This window comes from Halomonas sp. BM-2019 (assembly GCF_017584085.1).
Map to the genome: position 1 here is coordinate 3,269,584 of NZ_CP071922.1, position 13,745 is coordinate 3,283,328.

The following is a 13,745-nucleotide window of genomic DNA, read 5'->3' on the forward strand; positions in this document are numbered from 1 at the left end:
GGTCATAGTCGCCGCGGACCACGTAGCGGTCGATGGCAAGCCGCTCGCCCTCGTGGCTCTCGAAGCGCAGGTCCTCGGCGGTCACGCGGCTGCGCAGCAGCGCCGAGGAGAGCTCGCCGATCTCCAGCACGCCTTCGCCGGCGAAGAAGGCCTGGAGGTCGGCCTCCAGGCGGTCGGTAGCGGCCAGGGCCGGCGGGGCCAGGATAAGGGTCAGGGGCAAGGCCAGGCGCGCCGCGGTGCAGATGGGATAAGACATGGATCACCTCCTGTGTGATCGTGAAAAGGGGGCTCGGTGAGAAAGAGCATAGCGGGTTCAGCCGCCGTGTTCAGACGGCGGAGGCGAGGCGCGCCTCGAGTCGTTCGTTGACGCCTTCCAGCACCGCCAGCCGGGCCCGGCGCTTGTCGTCGCAGGCGATCAGCGACCATTCGGCGCCTGGGGCGTGGGTGCGGGCAAACATCTCGTCGATAGCACGCTGGTAGTCGTCCCAGCGCTCGCGGTTGCGCCAGTCGTCGTCGGTGAGCTTGTGGCGCTTGTGGGGCGTCGCGGCGCGGGCCTCGAAGCGCTTGAGCTGCTCCTCCTTGTCGATGGCGAGGAACAGCTTGATCATCACGCCGCCGTGCTTCAACAGCTGCTGCTCGAAGTGGCGGATCTCACCATAGGCGCGCTGCCACTGGGCCTCGCTGGCCAGCCCCTCGACCCGCTCTACCAGCACCCGCCCGTACCAGCTGCGATCGAAGAGGGCGATGCGCCCGTCAGCGGGCAGGCGGCGCCAGAAGCGCCAGCCCCAGGGCAGCGCCAGCTCCTCGTCGCTGGGCGCGCCGATCCGATACACCCGATACTGGCGGGCATCCAGCGCCGCCGTCACCCGGTGGATGCCGCCGCCCTTCCCCGCCGCATCATGCCCCTCGAAGGCGATCACCACGGGGATGCGCCGCCGGGCGAGCTCCCGGGCATTGTTGGCCAGGCGGGCCTGGCCATGGGCCAGGCGTTCGCGGTAGGCGGCCTTGTCGATAGGCTCGTGCACCGCGGCGCTGACGCGGCGCAGCGAGGGTATCCCGGGCGCCTCCTCGGACAGCGTCGACAGCGTCGTGGCCGGCGGCTCGGGTGGGCACTCCATGACACTAAGCAGCGATCGGGCCACCCGGGTGAGCTGCTCGCCCGGCGCACGGAAAGGCAGCCGCCGCCACGGGGCATGGGGCGCCTCGGTGTCATCGCGCAGGGTTCGTCCGATCGCCTCGATGACCGCATGCTGGGTATGGCGCTGCCACTCGTTGGGCCCCACCTGCCAGGCGCGGGCCGGATCCAGCTGCAGCTCCTCCAGATGGCGACGCTGCTCGCGGCGGCCGATGTCGGTCCACAGCTTGAGCACCACCACCCCCTCGGCGGCAAGCTCAGCCTCGAAGGCACGGATCTCGGCAAGGCGATCCTGAAAGGCCCCCGGCGAGAGCCGCCGCTCGGCCCGAGCGAAGAGCGCATCGCCATACCAGCCGTGGATGAAGATGCCGAGACGGCCGCGGTCGGGCACCCGTCGCCAGTAGCGCCACCAGTAGGGGCGCGACTGCTCCTCGCTGCTCGGTCCCAGGGCGTGAACCTCGGTATGACGGTTCTCCAGCCAGTGGTTGAGGCGGTTGACCACCACCCCCTTGTGGGTAACCGCATGGCCGGAGAGTAACAGGATCACCGCCCGCTCCTTCTCACGGGCGAGGGAAAGCTGGGCATCCAGCAGCCTGTAGCGCAGGGCCTCCTCCTTCATGCGTTTCCCCTCAGGTCTCGCCCAGCAGGCCCAGGCTCGCCGCCGGGGCCTGACGGCGCAGGCCGCGGGAAAGCAGGTGGCCGATGGTACCGATCAAGAGCGCCCCGCCCAGCGGCAGGGCCAGCCAGAGCCAGAGATGCAGGCGCGGCGTCAGGTCGAACCAGGCCAGGTAGATGGCGGCGGTGGCGAGCTCCGCCAGCAGCGCCCCCATCAGGCCGCTGGCGAGGCCGAGGATGGCGAACTCCGCCCCCTGCACCCGGGAGAGCATGCGATTGCCGGCGCCGAACACCCGCAGCAGGCCGCTCTCGTGGGCCCGCACCGGACGGCTGGCGGTCAGGGCGGCGTAGAGCACGCTGACCCCGGCCAGCAGCACGAAGACCAGCACCAGCTCCACGGCACGGGTCACCTGGGTCAACAGCTCGCGCACCTGGCCGAGGATGGCGTCGACGTTGAGCAGCGAGACCCCGGGGAAGGCCCTCACCAGTTCGCGCAGGGTGTCGCTCTCCTCGGCGTCCAGGTGGAAGGCGGTGATGTAGCTGTGGCCGAAGCGCTCCAGCACCCCGGGGGGGAAGATCACGAAGAAGTTGGGCCGGAAGCTGTCCCAGTCCAGGTCGCGTAGGCTCGAGATCTCGCCGACGATCACCTCGCCCCCGATGGTAAAGGTCAGGGTATCGCCGAGGGCGAGACCGAAGCGCGCAACCAGGCCATCCTCAACGGAGATGGGCACCCGGGTGACCGCCGGCTCCGTGGCCACCTCCCCCAGCCAGCCGCCGGGCTCGGCGCCCTCCAGGGTATCGAACCACTGCCCCGCCACCAGGCGGTTGCCCTCCGGCAGGGTCTCGCGCCAGGTGAGGTTGAGCTCCCGGCGCAGGGTGTTGTCGCCGCGAGCGTCCGCCGGCACGGCCTCCCGGGGCGGCCGGTCGTTGATGGCAGTAATGCGTCCGCGCACCATGGGGTAGAGGGCACTGCGCGCATCGGCGGCATCCCCCAGGGCGGCCTCGAAGCCCTCGCGCTCGTGGGGCTGGATGTTGATGGCGAAATAGTTGGGGGTGTCCTCCGGCAGTTGGGCCTCCCAGGTGGTGAGCAGGTCGCCGCGCACCAGGGCGATCATCGCCATGGCGAAGAAGGTCACCGAGAAGGCCAGCAGCTGGCCTAGGCTCGCCGTGCGCCGCCGTGCCAGCTGGGCCCCACCCAGGCGCAGCGCCTGGACGAGATCGGCCTCGCCGCCGCGGCGCGGCAGGCGGGCGGCCAGGCGCAGCACGAAGGCGAGCAGCAGCGAGCCGAGCCCCCAGAGCACCACCAGCATGACCAGGCCACCCAGCAGCAGGCCCAGCGAGAGGCCGAGGTCGCCGGAGTAGAGCCACAGCAGGGCACCGAAGACCGCGCTGGCCACCGCCACCACCAGCCAGGCGGCGGCGGGCAGCGGGTCGAGCTCGCGGCGCAGCACCTTGAGCGCGCTGACCCGCTTGAGGCGCAGCAGGGTGGGACCGGCGAAGCCCACCAGCACGGCGAGCGCGGTGAAGACCCCGAGCCACAGCGGCAGCGCGCCGGGCGGCGGCAGCTCCATGGGCAGGAAGGCGGTGAGCAGCGCCAGCAGTGCCGCCTGGCCGGCCAGCCCCAGCAGCGCCCCCAGCGCCGAGGCGGCCAGCGCCAGCCACAGCAGCTGCAGACTGAACAGCCGCGCCAGCTCTCCCTGGGTGGCGCCGAAGCAACGCAGCAAGGCCGCGGTATCCAGGTGGCGATCCACATAGCGCCGGGTGGCCATGGCCACCGCCACACCGGCCAGCAGCACGGCGGCGAGCCCCGCCAGGCTCAGGTAGCGCTCCGCGCGCTCCAGGGCGTTGCCGAGCTGGGGACGGTCGCGACGCACGTCGCGCACCTCGATGCCGTCGCGGCGCAGCTGGGCCAGCAGTGGCGCCAGGTCGTCGATGATGTCCGGCGGCCCGGCGGCGAGCAGCTCATAGGAGACCCGCGAGCCGTCCTGCACCAGGTTGGAGGCGGCCAGGTCATCGGCATGCATCATCAGCCGCGGGTTGAAGTTGGCGAAGCCGCCGGACTGGTCGGGCTCCCGCTCGACCAGTCCGGCCACGGTCAGCTCGGTCTCCCCCACCTGCACCCGGTCACCGAGCTCGGCCTCGAGCAGCAGCGCCAGGCGCGGCGCCAGCCACGCCTCCCCCGCCGCCGGGCCGCGGGCCACCACCTCGCTGCCCTCGCCGAGATCCACGTGCACCCCGCCGTAGAGCGGGTAGCGGCGATCCACCACCTTGAGGCTCGCCGGTGTCCGGGTCGAGGTTGCCGGTGGGCTCGTCGGCGAACACCAGCTCGGCGCCGGTGACGAAGGCCCGGGCCAGGGCTACCCGCTGCTGCTCGCCGCCGGAGAGCTGCTTGGGCAGGTGGTCGAGGCGCTCGCCCAGCCCCACCCGCTCCAGCCACTCGCGGGCGCGCGCCTGGGTGCCCGGACGCGGCGAGAGCTCCAGCGGCAGCATCACGTTCTCCAGCGCCGTGAGGGTGGGCAGCAGCTGGAAGTTCTGGAACACGAAGCCGACCCGGCCGGCGCGCAGCCGGGCCCGGCCGTCCTCGTCAAGGGCCGCGAGGGGCTGCCCGAACATCGTGAGCTCGCCGCCGGTGGGCAGGTCGAGCCCGGCCAGCAGCCCCAGCAGGGTCGACTTGCCCGCGCCGCTCTGGCCGAGGATCGCCACCGACTCGCCGGGGAACACCGAGAGGGCCAGGTCACTCAGAATGGTGAGCTGCCGGTCGCCGCTCCTGACCTGCTTGGTCAGGTGCTCGGCATGTAGAATCGGCGTCATGTCCATGCGAGAGGTATCGTTCATGATGAAGGGATTCCCTGGTTTTCCGAATCGTTGGGCCTCGGCCTGGCTGCTCGCCCTGCTGCTGTCGCTGGCGGCGCTCACGGCCCGGGCCGAGGCGCGCCCCACCCTGCTGGTGATGGGCGACAGCCTGAGCGCGGCCTACGGCATCGAGGCCGACGAGGGCTGGGTCAGTCTGCTGGAAGCGCGGCTCGACGGAAAGGCGCAGGTGGTCAACGCCAGCATCAGCGGCGAGACCAGCGCCGGCGGCGCCAGCCGGTTGCCTGAGCTTCTCGGACAGCACACCCCCGACATTGTTCTGCTGGAGCTGGGCGGCAACGACGGCCTGCGCGGCCTGCCGCCGGGGCAGTTCGAGGCCAACCTGCGCCGCATGATCGAGGCGAGCCAGGAGGCCGAGGCCCAGGTGCTGCTGCTCGGCATCGACATCCCCCCGAACTACGGCCAGGCCTACCGCGACGCCTTCACCGGGGTGTTCACCCGCCTGGCCGACGACTACGACCTGCCGCTGGTGCCCTTCCTGCTGGAGGGGGTGGCCCTGGAAGCCGGGCTGATGCAGGGCGACGGCATCCACCCTACCGCAGAGGCCCAGCCGATCATCCTGGAGAACGTCTGGCCCGAGCTCGCCGCGCTGCTGGAGGAAAGCGGCCTGGCCCTGGCCAGCGGCTCGCAGCCGGACCATTGATGGACTAAAATTGGACCATCACGCTCGACCGGGGGAAAGCCATGCGCACCGAAACCATCAGCTACCTGAAACAGCATGCCGCGACGCTCGATGTCCAGGAGCCCCTGACGATTACCCAGAAGGGCAAGCCCACCTACGTCATAGAATCCTATGCCGCCCATGAGCGCCGCGAGCAGGCCATCGCCCTGCTCAAGCTGTTGAGCCTGGGCGAGAAGAGCCGAGAGGCGGGCAAGACCATGAGCGCCGATGAGTTCATGGCCCGGTTGAAGGAGGATGAGAGGGCCGAGCTGGGCGAACGGCTGTGACCCCTCCCCTTCTCGTCACCCTCGAAGATACTGCCCTTCGGTCGCTGCGCAGCTGTCGTCACTTCCTGATCGATCACCAGGAGTGGGCACCGGCGGAGGCACACGCCTACACCCAGCGACTCGTCGGTGCCGCCCTGCAACGCCTTGCCGAGCGCCCCGGCGCCTACCCGGCTTGCCGGTTGGCCCTGGAGCTGGGCATCAGCCACTACCGCGAGCTGCTGATCGACGGCTATCGCGTCATCTACCGTATCTGGAACGAGCCACCACAGGTCTCGGTCTACCTCTTCGCCCACCAGCGCCAGGATTTCAAGCAGCTGCTCTTCGAGTATCAGCTGCTCTCGTGAGCCGCGGGCGCCGGCGCCTTCTGCCACTGCTGCAGCGCCAGACCGCCCAGGATCAGCACGAGCCCCACCAGGGTCGAGACCCGGATCGGCTCGCCCACCACCAGGTAGAGCAACAGCAGCGACACCGGCGGCGAGAGGAAGATCAGGGTGGAGACCTTCGCCGTGCGCGACACCCGGTGCACCGCGAGCTGCCAGAGCACGAAGGCGATGCCCATCTCGAAGAGCCCCACGTAGACCCCGGCGGAGAACCCCGCCCAGCCGGGCCAGGCGAGCCCCGGCCCGGCCAGCAGCAGCACCGTGAGCACCGGCACCCCGACGCTGAAGTTCTGCCACTGGGCCACCAGGGGCGGGCGGTGGTCGCGGGCGTTGAGCAGCCAGTAGAGCGCCCAGATCAGCGTCGAGGCCAGCGCCAGGGCGACGCCGAGGGGGTCGGCGAAGGCCACGTCGAAGACCGCGCCACGGGTGGCGATCACCCAGACCCCGGCGTAGGCGATCAGCCCCGCCGCCACGTCGATACAGGTCAGCCGCTGGCCGAGCAGCGGCACGGCGAGAAAGGCCATGGCCAGCGCCCAGGTGTAGTTGAGCGCCATGGCCTCCTGGCCCGGCAGGCGGTCATAGGCGCCGAACAGCAGCAGGTAGTAGGCCACCGGGTTCATCAGCCCCGCCCAGGCGGCGGTGCGCCAGCCGCGTCCGAGCGCCTGGCCCAGCAGGCCCTGGCGGGCCACCAGGGCGCCGATCAGCGCCCAGGAGACCAGTGAGGCGAGCCACATCAGCTCAAGCGGCGACATATAGCCCAGCGCCACCTTGAAGGCGGTGGCCACCGTGGACCAGAGCGCCACGGCGCCCAGGCCGAAGAGCATCGCCTGGCCGTCGCGGGTCATGCGCCGGGTGCGTGGCCGGGGCGATCGATATGCCCCAGGTCGCGGCCGGGAGCGAGGCGGTCGCGCACCCGACGCTTGAGCTCCCGACTGTCCGGAAAGCCGCCGTCGCGCTTTCGCTCCCAGAGCGACTCGTCGTCGTAGAAGATCTCGAAGTAGCCGCCGTGGGCGGGCACCAGGGCGACCTCCTCCAGCTCCTCGCCGAAGGTGGAGAGCAGCTCCTGGGCGAGCCAGGCGCTGCGGAGCAGCCACTGGCACTGGGTACAGTAGTGGATGCGAATACGTGACACGGTGGCCTTCCTGTCGCGACAATGTGGGCCGACCATCCTACCAGCGAGGAGCCCCCCATGGCCGCCCCCGAGATCAACCAGTCCCGCCTCTTCGAGTGGTTGACCGGCGAAGAGGATAGCCGCATGTGCCGGGACATCCCGGACGATGGCGCTGGCCGCCGCCGCCAGCGCCAGCCGCCTGCCGGAGGTCGAATAGGCCCGCCGCGTTGAAATCCCCTGGCCGTCTGGCCATGATGTGTCAGCAGCCGTGAAGTGCCCACCGCCGTCGCCCCGCCCGGGCGGCCTGGACAGGATCCGCGACAGGAACACCCAGCATGAAACGATCCCCCCTGATCAGCCCGGAACTGCTCGAGCGCATCGTCGATGCCTCCGAAGACGGCATCGTGGTCGCCGAACAGGAGGGCGACGAGAACATCCTGATCTACGTGAACAAGGGGTTCGAGCGCCTGACCGGCTACAGCGCCGACGAGATCCTCTACCAGGACTGCCGCTTCCTGCAGAACGAGGATCGCGACCAGGCGGGACTGGCCACCATCCGCCAGGCGCTGGCCGAGGGACGCCCGTGTCGCACCGTGCTGCGCAACTACCGAAAGGACGGCACCCTGTTCTGGAACGAGCTCTCCATCACCCCCGTCCACGACGACGACGATAACCTGACCTACTACATCGGCGTGCAGAAGGATGTCACCGAGCGCGTCGAGGCCCAGCAGGAGCTCGAGCGCCTCAAGGCCGAGCACGGCCTGGACTGAGCGAAAAAAATACTGCCGGCAGGGGCTTGTACTTCCGCTTCGGTAACGATATATAGCGCCCAGGCAGCCACTTTGCTGCCTGGGCGCTTCGGCTCCGCACCCAGAGGTCATCAAGAGCGGACGAGAAGCGATCGTGTGAAGCGTCGACGTCGAGTCGACCCCTGGCCATGGGAGGACGTCGCATGGGCCGTGAACACCTTCTCGAACCGAGCCTCGATGACGAGGCGGATTTTTCCGAAGCGGTGAACGACGAGGAGTACGTTCGTCCCCGCACCAGCCGCGCCGACACCCTGCGCGCCCGCCGCCGCGTGGAAGCCCTGCTCGAGGAGCGCCGCCTGCGACGCGCCATCGAGGACGACTGGGCCGTCGACGAGGAAGAGGAATAGCGCCGAGCGCCGAGCGCCGAGCGCCGAGCGCCGAGCGCCGAGCGCCAGGCAGGATAGGCCCGAGAGCGAGCAGGCCCGCGGCTGGCCTTCCTCGGTCTCGGGCTCTATCATCTTGGGTCAGCCAAATTCTCCAACCAAGTGGAACTCCATGGCGCAATACGTCTACACCATGAATCGGGTGGGCAAGGTCGTGCCCCCCAAGAAGCAGATCCTCAAGGACATCTCGCTCTCCTTCTTCCCGGGTGCCAAGATCGGCGTGCTGGGCCTCAACGGCGCCGGCAAGTCGACCCTGCTGCGCATCATGGCCGGGGTCGACACCGAGTTCGAGGGCGAGGCGCGTCCGATGCCGGGCATCAACGTCGGCTACCTGCCCCAGGAGCCGCAGCTCGACGACGACAAGAACGTCCGCGAGACCGTCGAGGAGGCCCTGGGCGCCATCAAGGAGGCCCAGGAGAAGCTCGACGTCGTCTATGCCGCCTACGCCGAGCCGGACGCCGACTTCGACGCCCTGGCCACCGAGCAGGCGCGCCTGGAGAACATCATCGAGGCCGCGGACGCCCACAACCTGGAGCGCAAGCTCGAGGTGGCCGCCGAGGCCCTGCGCCTGCCGTCCTGGGAGGCCCGCGTCGGCCACCTCTCCGGCGGTGAACGCCGCCGGGTGGCGCTCTGCCGCCTGCTGCTCGCTAGCCCCGACATGCTGCTGCTCGACGAGCCCACCAACCATCTGGACGCCGAGTCCGTGGCCTGGCTGGAGCGCTTCCTCCACGACTACAGCGGCACCGTGGTGGCGATCACCCACGACCGCTACTTCCTCGACAACGTGGCGGGCTGGATCCTCGAGCTCGACCGCGGCCAGGGCATCCCCTTCGAGGGCAACTACTCCGCCTGGCTGGAGGCCAAGGAGCAGCGCCTGGAGCGGGAATCCAAGCAGGAGGCCTCGCGCCAGAAGGCGATCAAGCACGAGCTGGAGTGGGTGCGCTCCAACGCCAAGGGGCGCCAGGCCAAGAGCAAGGCGCGCCTCAACCGCTTCGAGGAGATGCAGTCCGGCGACTTCCAGAAGCGCAACGAGACCAACGAGATCTACATTCCGCCCGGCCCGCGCCTGGGCGACAAGGTCATCGAGTTCCACGGCGTCGCCAAGGCCTTCGATGACAAGCTGCTCTACGAGAACCTCAGCTTCAGCGTGCCCAAGGGCGCCATCGTCGGCATCGTCGGCGGCAACGGCGCGGGCAAGTCGACCCTGTTCAAGCTGATTACCGGCAAGGAACAGCCCGACGCCGGCGAGGTGGTGGTCGGCGATACCGTCGACGTCGCCTACGTGGAGCAGCTGCGCGACGGCCTCGACGACAAGCAGACGGTGTGGGAAGCCGTCTCCGACGGCCAGGACATGCTCAACATCAACGGCTACGAGGTCTCCTCGCGAGCCTATGTGGGGCGCTTCAACTTCAAGGGCAACGACCAGCAGAAGCGCCTCTCCGAGCTCTCCGGCGGGGAACGCGGCCGCCTGCAGCTGGCCCAGACCCTCAAGCAGGGCGCCAACGTACTGCTGCTCGACGAGCCCTCCAACGACCTGGACATCGAGACCCTGCGGGCGCTGGAGGAGGCGCTGCTGGCCTTCCCCGGCTGCGCCCTGGTGATCTCCCACGACCGCTGGTTCCTCGACCGCATCGCCACCCACATCCTGGCCTTCGAGGGCGACTCCCACGTGGAGTTCTTCGAGGGCAACTACAGCGAGTACGAGGCGGACCATCGCAAGCGGGTTGGCGACGATACCCCGCACCGCATGAAGTACAAGCGCATCGATGCCTGAGGCGTCCCGTCCTCACCGCGCAGAGCAGAAAGGCCCCACCGGAAAGGTGGGGCCTTTTGGTAAGGTCGCATCGACCGGGGGGCAGGACGGTCAGCGTCGCCCGAAGATCAGCGATACCACGAACAGGACCAGAAACAAGAAGAACAGGATCTGGGCGATGGTAGTGGCCACACCGGCGATGCCGGTGAACCCCAGAACCCCGGCGATAATGGCAATGATCAGGAACAACAAGGCGTTGCCTAGCATACAGGCCTCCTTGGCTGTAGGGTCGCCGTGGCGACGAAAGTCCCGGCCCGGCTGCCTCAGCCTCGGTCGACCGGGCGCGGGGGTCAAGTTACTGGCTGTTCGCCCTTGTCTTCGGGCGCGGTGACGTGGCGGCAAGGGCCTGATGGCCCTTGCCGTGTTGCCGTCAACAACGTCCGCTATCACGGGCACGGGACGACAAGCCGGTCATGACCGACTATTCATCAGGGTCGGCCTGAAACGCTTCTGCATTTTCAATCTCATCCTGGCTGATACTCGCGCTGATGACATAGTCGCCATCATCGTCTCTGCTCAGCTCCAAGGCATCCCACTCGATGGCGACAGTCTTGTCACCCATGCCAAGGAAGCCGCCGACGCTGACGGTAACCGCGACCACTTCGCCATCCTCATTGAGCAACACATTATCAATCGTGCCGATCTCCTCGTCGTCCTCGACAAGGCTCTTGATGCTCTGGCCGGTAAGGTCATCGGCAAAGAACTGATTCTCCTCCTTGCTAGACAGGAACCCTGCCTCCTCGGTATCGACATCCTCATCATTATCAGCCGGAGTCGCCGGATCAGCCGGAGTCGCCGGTTCGCCCGGTTCACCCGGATCAGCCGGGGTAGCGGGATCGGCCGGTTGCTGTTGCTCGGGCGCATCGGGCTCGAGCCCCTCATGTTCTGCGGCAAAGAGTAGCGGGCTGCCCACCAGGCCGAACGACACACCAACAATCCCGATTTTCTTGAGCAATTCCTTGGACATCATAAGACTGCACCTCCAGGGTACTGATTCACGAGAATAAAGGGTGCGATGACGACCCATCAGGCTGGCTTCCTCGGATAGGCCTTCGCCTATCCTGCCTTTGCATAATGATCGAAGCACAGTCCATGCCAGGTATTCGGCGGGGAGTGAAATAGCTTTTCTATCAGCATATTGCAGACGGGACATCAGGTTGGAAAGCCGCCCGTCCAGGCGACTTCCGGCCACGGCACCTGGTGAGGAATGACACATGAGTCAGATCGAACAGCCAGGTGACAGCGCTGCCGGGCCAGCCCGGGGCACTCCGGCACGCGTGTTGCCGTGCGGTGACGGGTAACGGCTCAATAGAAGCCCGGCTCGCCCTCGGGGCGGGTCTTGAAGCGCCGGTGTAGCCAGAGGTACTGCTCCGGGTGCTTGCGGATCGCCTGCTCGATGAAGGCGTTGATCCGCGCCGCGTCGGCCACCTCGTCGCCACTGGGGAAGCCCTCCAGCGGCGGATGGCACTCGATGGTGTAGGTGCGATCGTCGGGGTTGCGGTGGAACATCAACGGCACCACCGGCGCTCCGGTCATCCGGGCGATCTTGGCGGTGAGCCGGATCGAGGCGGTCTCGATGCCGAAGAAGGGGGCGAAGACGCTGACGTCGCGGCCGTAGTCCTGGTCCGGCGCATACCAGACGATATGCCCCTCCTTGATCCGGCGCACCACGCCGCGCAGGTCGCGGCGATCGATGGCCTGGCCGAAGATGTGGCTGCGTGCCCGGGTCATGAAACGGTCGAAGAGCGGATTGTTGTGGGGCCGGTAGACCACGTCCGACGGGAAGTAGAGGGAGTGCAGCGCCCCGCCCAGGTCCAGTGTGGAGAAATGGATCCCCACCACCAGCACCCCCTTGCCCTGGGCCAGGGCCTGGGCAAGGTGGTGATGGCCCCGATAGGTGACCCGGTGGCGCAGGTGCTCGGGATCCCGGCACCAACCGGTGGCGGTCTCCAGCAGGCCGATGCCGTTGGCGATAAAGGTCTCGCGCACCAGCCGCCGACGCTGCTCGTCATCCAGTTCCGGGAAGCAGAGCCGCAGGTTGGTCTCGACGATATGCCGGCGACGCTTGACCAGGCGGTAGACCAGCAGGCCCAGGCCGCGGCCAAGCCACAGCTTGAGCCGCCAGGGCAGCCAGGCCCCGACGTACATGGCGCCGATGGCCAGCCAGGTCGGCCAGAAACGGGGATGCGCGAAGGAGTCGGGATAGGCTTTCCGGCGGCTCATCGGGGGAGGCCCCCCCCTCGATAGGGAGACGGCTCCCTCTCGATGCTCTCCATGGCAGAACTCCTGAGTGTCTCGATATCAGCGGGGGGCTGTCCCCGAGTGCCCCCCATGATAGCGCCTCGGCACCCGCGGCAGCACCCCGGTGAGCAGGGTGTAGCTGATGGTATCGCAGTGGCGGGCCACCTCGTCCACCGAGAGCACCCGGCCGTTGGCCGCCCTGCCCCACAGCACCACCTCGCTGCCGATGTCGGCCTCGGGAATCGCGGTGAGGTCCACGGTGAGCATGTCCATGGAGACCTTGCCGGCGATGGCGGTGCGCTGGCCCGCCACCAGCACCGGGGTGCCGTCCACCGCGTGGCGATCGTAGCCGTCACCGTAGCCGGCCGCCACCACGCCGATCCGCGAGGGCCGCGGCGTGAGCCAGCGGCCGCCGTAGCCCACCGGCTCGCCGGCCGGCAGCTCGCGGACGGCGATCAGCTCGGAGCGCAGGGTCATCACCGGCTCGAGGCGGCGGCTGGCCGCGTTGGCGAGTTCCAGGGGATCGCTGCCGTAGAGCATCACCCCGGGGCGGTTCCAGGCGCCATGGGCCTCGGGCCAGGCCAGGGTGGCCGGCGAGTTGGCCAGGCACAGCGGCGCGCCGAGCCGCTCGCCCAAGGCCGCGAGCCGCGCCATCTGGCGCCTGAAGTAGCCGGTATCGACCAGGTCCGCCGTGGCGAAGTGGCTCATCAGGTGCAGGTCGCAGGCGTGGGCCGGCGCCGCCGCCAGCCGCTGCCACACCGCCTCCGCCCGCTCCAGGGGAAAGCCCAGCCGGTGCATGCCGGAGTCCACCTTGACCCACACCGGGATGGGACGCGCCGGCCGCCGCGCCAGCAGCGCCTCCAGCTGCCAGTCGCTGTGCACCGTCATCCACAGGCCCAGCGCCTCGACCTGGTCGAGTTCGGCGGGTTCGAAGATGCCCTCGAGCAGCACGATGGGCCTCGCGATGCCCGCCTCGCGCAGGGTCACCGCCTCCTCGATGCAGGCCACCGCGAAGGCGGGGGCGATGTCTGCCAGGGCGCGGGCACAGGCCACCGCGCCATGACCATAGCCGTCGGCCTTGAGCACGGCCACGGCCCGGCTGTGGGGCGCCAGGTCACGGGCGAGACGGTAGTTGTGACGGAGAGCATCGAGGTCGATATCGGCGATCAGCGGCCGGGCCATGGCACACCCTGAAGAAGTGGGAGGAGAGACCGGGCATTATCCATGGACAAACCGGCCATATCATGGAAAAAACCACCAAATACAGGGCAAATCCTGGCGAAAAACCTCGAAAATTCAGCGCCAGCCAGTCAATTATCAGAATGGAGACTGGGGGCGCTCGCCGATGTTCATCACCGGGTCGTCGTTGCCCACGGCCGGCAGCTCCAGGGAGACGGCGCGCTCCTCCAGCAGCCAGGCGTTGACCGCCTGGATCGACT

The 13,745-nt window shown here is 68.6% G+C and carries 15 protein-coding genes and 1 pseudogene; 6 read left to right on the top strand and 10 right to left on the bottom strand.

The window, feature by feature from the left end:
• The 4 genes and pseudogenes from J5F18_RS16245 to J5F18_RS16260 form a co-directional block, all read right to left on the bottom strand.
• A pseudogene (locus J5F18_RS16245) lies at positions 1-256 on the bottom strand (hypothetical protein); the annotation flags it as partial.
• Between the two features lie 70 nt (positions 257-326).
• A complete protein-coding gene (locus J5F18_RS16250) occupies positions 327-1,754 on the bottom strand; it encodes a polyphosphate kinase (protein ID WP_346299585.1) in 1,428 nt (475 codons plus the stop codon).
• A gap of 10 nt (positions 1,755-1,764) precedes the next feature.
• Positions 1,765-3,984 carry an FtsX-like permease family protein gene (locus J5F18_RS16255; RefSeq protein ID WP_346302260.1) on the bottom strand — a complete coding sequence of 740 codons (2,220 nt, stop codon included), beginning with the start codon at positions 3,982-3,984 and terminating at the stop codon, positions 1,765-1,767.
• Positions 3,875-4,585: an ABC transporter ATP-binding protein gene (locus J5F18_RS16260; protein WP_346299586.1), complete on the bottom strand. Its 711-nt coding sequence runs from the start codon at positions 4,583-4,585 to the stop codon at positions 3,875-3,877. Before J5F18_RS16260 ends, J5F18_RS16255 begins: the two co-directional genes overlap by 110 nt.
• On the opposite strand from J5F18_RS16260, the gene J5F18_RS16265 reads away from it, so the two are divergent.
• From J5F18_RS16265 to J5F18_RS16275, 3 genes are read left to right on the top strand one after another with little or no spacing between them, the layout of a single operon-like run.
• Entirely contained in the window at positions 4,584-5,264 is a 681-nt protein-coding gene (locus tag J5F18_RS16265; RefSeq protein ID WP_346299587.1) for an arylesterase, read from the top strand. The genes J5F18_RS16260 and J5F18_RS16265 overlap by 2 nt on opposite strands.
• A gap of 41 nt (positions 5,265-5,305) precedes the next feature.
• On the top strand, positions 5,306-5,569 hold the full coding sequence (locus J5F18_RS16270; protein ID WP_346299588.1) for a type II toxin-antitoxin system Phd/YefM family antitoxin: 264 nt from the start codon (positions 5,306-5,308) through the stop codon (positions 5,567-5,569).
• The gene (locus J5F18_RS16275) at positions 5,566-5,913 is read left to right on the top strand and encodes a type II toxin-antitoxin system RelE/ParE family toxin (RefSeq protein ID WP_346299589.1); all 348 of its coding nucleotides are present in this window, start codon (positions 5,566-5,568) and stop codon (positions 5,911-5,913) included. The genes J5F18_RS16270 and J5F18_RS16275 overlap by 4 nt, the downstream gene beginning before the upstream one ends.
• Here J5F18_RS16275 and J5F18_RS16280 read toward each other — a convergent pair.
• The gene (locus J5F18_RS16280) at positions 5,898-6,794 is read right to left on the bottom strand and encodes a DMT family transporter (RefSeq protein ID WP_346299590.1); all 897 of its coding nucleotides are present in this window, start codon (positions 6,792-6,794) and stop codon (positions 5,898-5,900) included. The genes J5F18_RS16275 and J5F18_RS16280 overlap by 16 nt on opposite strands.
• The gene (locus tag J5F18_RS16285; protein ID WP_346299591.1) at positions 6,791-7,081 is read right to left on the bottom strand and encodes a SelT/SelW/SelH family protein; all 291 of its coding nucleotides are present in this window, start codon (positions 7,079-7,081) and stop codon (positions 6,791-6,793) included. Before J5F18_RS16285 ends, J5F18_RS16280 begins: the two co-directional genes overlap by 4 nt.
• A 314-nt stretch (positions 7,082-7,395) precedes the next feature.
• On the opposite strand from J5F18_RS16285, the gene J5F18_RS16290 reads away from it, so the two are divergent.
• The 3 genes from J5F18_RS16290 to ettA all read left to right on the top strand — a co-directional run bounded on the left by J5F18_RS16290 (position 7,396) and on the right by ettA (position 10,026).
• Complete coding sequence (locus J5F18_RS16290; RefSeq protein ID WP_346299592.1) at positions 7,396-7,830, top strand: PAS domain S-box protein; 435 nt, start codon at positions 7,396-7,398, stop codon at positions 7,828-7,830.
• Positions 7,831-8,012: 182 nt separating this feature from the next.
• Positions 8,013-8,216, top strand: coding sequence for a hypothetical protein (locus J5F18_RS16295; protein WP_346299593.1), 204 nt, complete (start codon positions 8,013-8,015; stop codon positions 8,214-8,216).
• A gap of 148 nt (positions 8,217-8,364) precedes the next feature.
• Entirely contained in the window at positions 8,365-10,026 is a 1,662-nt protein-coding gene (gene ettA, locus J5F18_RS16300) for an energy-dependent translational throttle protein EttA (protein ID WP_346299594.1), read from the top strand.
• 90 nt (positions 10,027-10,116) lie between these two features.
• Here the strand turns inward: ettA and J5F18_RS16305 are convergent, their stop codons facing one another.
• The 4 genes from J5F18_RS16305 to alr all read right to left on the bottom strand — a co-directional run bounded on the left by J5F18_RS16305 (position 10,117) and on the right by alr (position 13,488).
• Positions 10,117-10,272, bottom strand: coding sequence for a DUF1328 domain-containing protein (locus J5F18_RS16305; protein ID WP_346299595.1), 156 nt, complete (start codon positions 10,270-10,272; stop codon positions 10,117-10,119).
• Positions 10,273-10,486: 214 nt separating this feature from the next.
• Positions 10,487-11,035: a PRC-barrel domain-containing protein gene (locus J5F18_RS16310; RefSeq protein ID WP_346299596.1), complete on the bottom strand. Its 549-nt coding sequence runs from the start codon at positions 11,033-11,035 to the stop codon at positions 10,487-10,489.
• A 335-nt stretch (positions 11,036-11,370) separates the two neighbouring features.
• Complete coding sequence (lpxL, locus tag J5F18_RS16315) at positions 11,371-12,288, bottom strand: LpxL/LpxP family Kdo(2)-lipid IV(A) lauroyl/palmitoleoyl acyltransferase (protein ID WP_346299597.1); 918 nt, start codon at positions 12,286-12,288, stop codon at positions 11,371-11,373.
• 78 nt (positions 12,289-12,366) lie between these two features.
• On the bottom strand, positions 12,367-13,488 hold the full coding sequence (gene alr, locus J5F18_RS16320; protein WP_346299598.1) for an alanine racemase: 1,122 nt from the start codon (positions 13,486-13,488) through the stop codon (positions 12,367-12,369).
• Positions 13,489-13,745: the final 257 nt, after the last annotated feature.

Excerpts from the sequence above, each read along its gene's own strand:
- J5F18_RS16295 (WP_346299593.1), top strand. The coding sequence starts at position 8,013 with ATGGGCCGTGAACACCTTCTCGAACCGAGCCTCGATGACGAGGCGGAT.
- J5F18_RS16290 (WP_346299592.1), top strand. The coding sequence starts at position 7,396 with ATGAAACGATCCCCCCTGATCAGCCCGGAACTGCTCGAGCGCATCGTC.
- J5F18_RS16270 (WP_346299588.1), top strand. The coding sequence starts at position 5,306 with ATGCGCACCGAAACCATCAGCTACCTGAAACAGCATGCCGCGACGCTC.
- ettA (WP_346299594.1), top strand. The coding sequence starts at position 8,365 with ATGGCGCAATACGTCTACACCATGAATCGGGTGGGCAAGGTCGTGCCC.
- lpxL (WP_346299597.1), bottom strand. The coding sequence starts at position 12,288 with ATGAGCCGCCGGAAAGCCTATCCCGACTCCTTCGCGCATCCCCGTTTC.
- J5F18_RS16265 (WP_346299587.1), top strand. The coding sequence starts at position 4,584 with ATGATGAAGGGATTCCCTGGTTTTCCGAATCGTTGGGCCTCGGCCTGG.
- J5F18_RS16260 (WP_346299586.1), bottom strand. The coding sequence starts at position 4,585 with ATGAACGATACCTCTCGCATGGACATGACGCCGATTCTACATGCCGAG.
- J5F18_RS16280 (WP_346299590.1), bottom strand. The coding sequence starts at position 6,794 with ATGACCCGCGACGGCCAGGCGATGCTCTTCGGCCTGGGCGCCGTGGCG.
- J5F18_RS16305 (WP_346299595.1), bottom strand. The coding sequence starts at position 10,272 with ATGCTAGGCAACGCCTTGTTGTTCCTGATCATTGCCATTATCGCCGGG.
- J5F18_RS16250 (WP_346299585.1), bottom strand. The coding sequence starts at position 1,754 with ATGAAGGAGGAGGCCCTGCGCTACAGGCTGCTGGATGCCCAGCTTTCC.
- alr (WP_346299598.1), bottom strand. The coding sequence starts at position 13,488 with ATGGCCCGGCCGCTGATCGCCGATATCGACCTCGATGCTCTCCGTCAC.
- J5F18_RS16310 (WP_346299596.1), bottom strand. The coding sequence starts at position 11,035 with ATGATGTCCAAGGAATTGCTCAAGAAAATCGGGATTGTTGGTGTGTCG.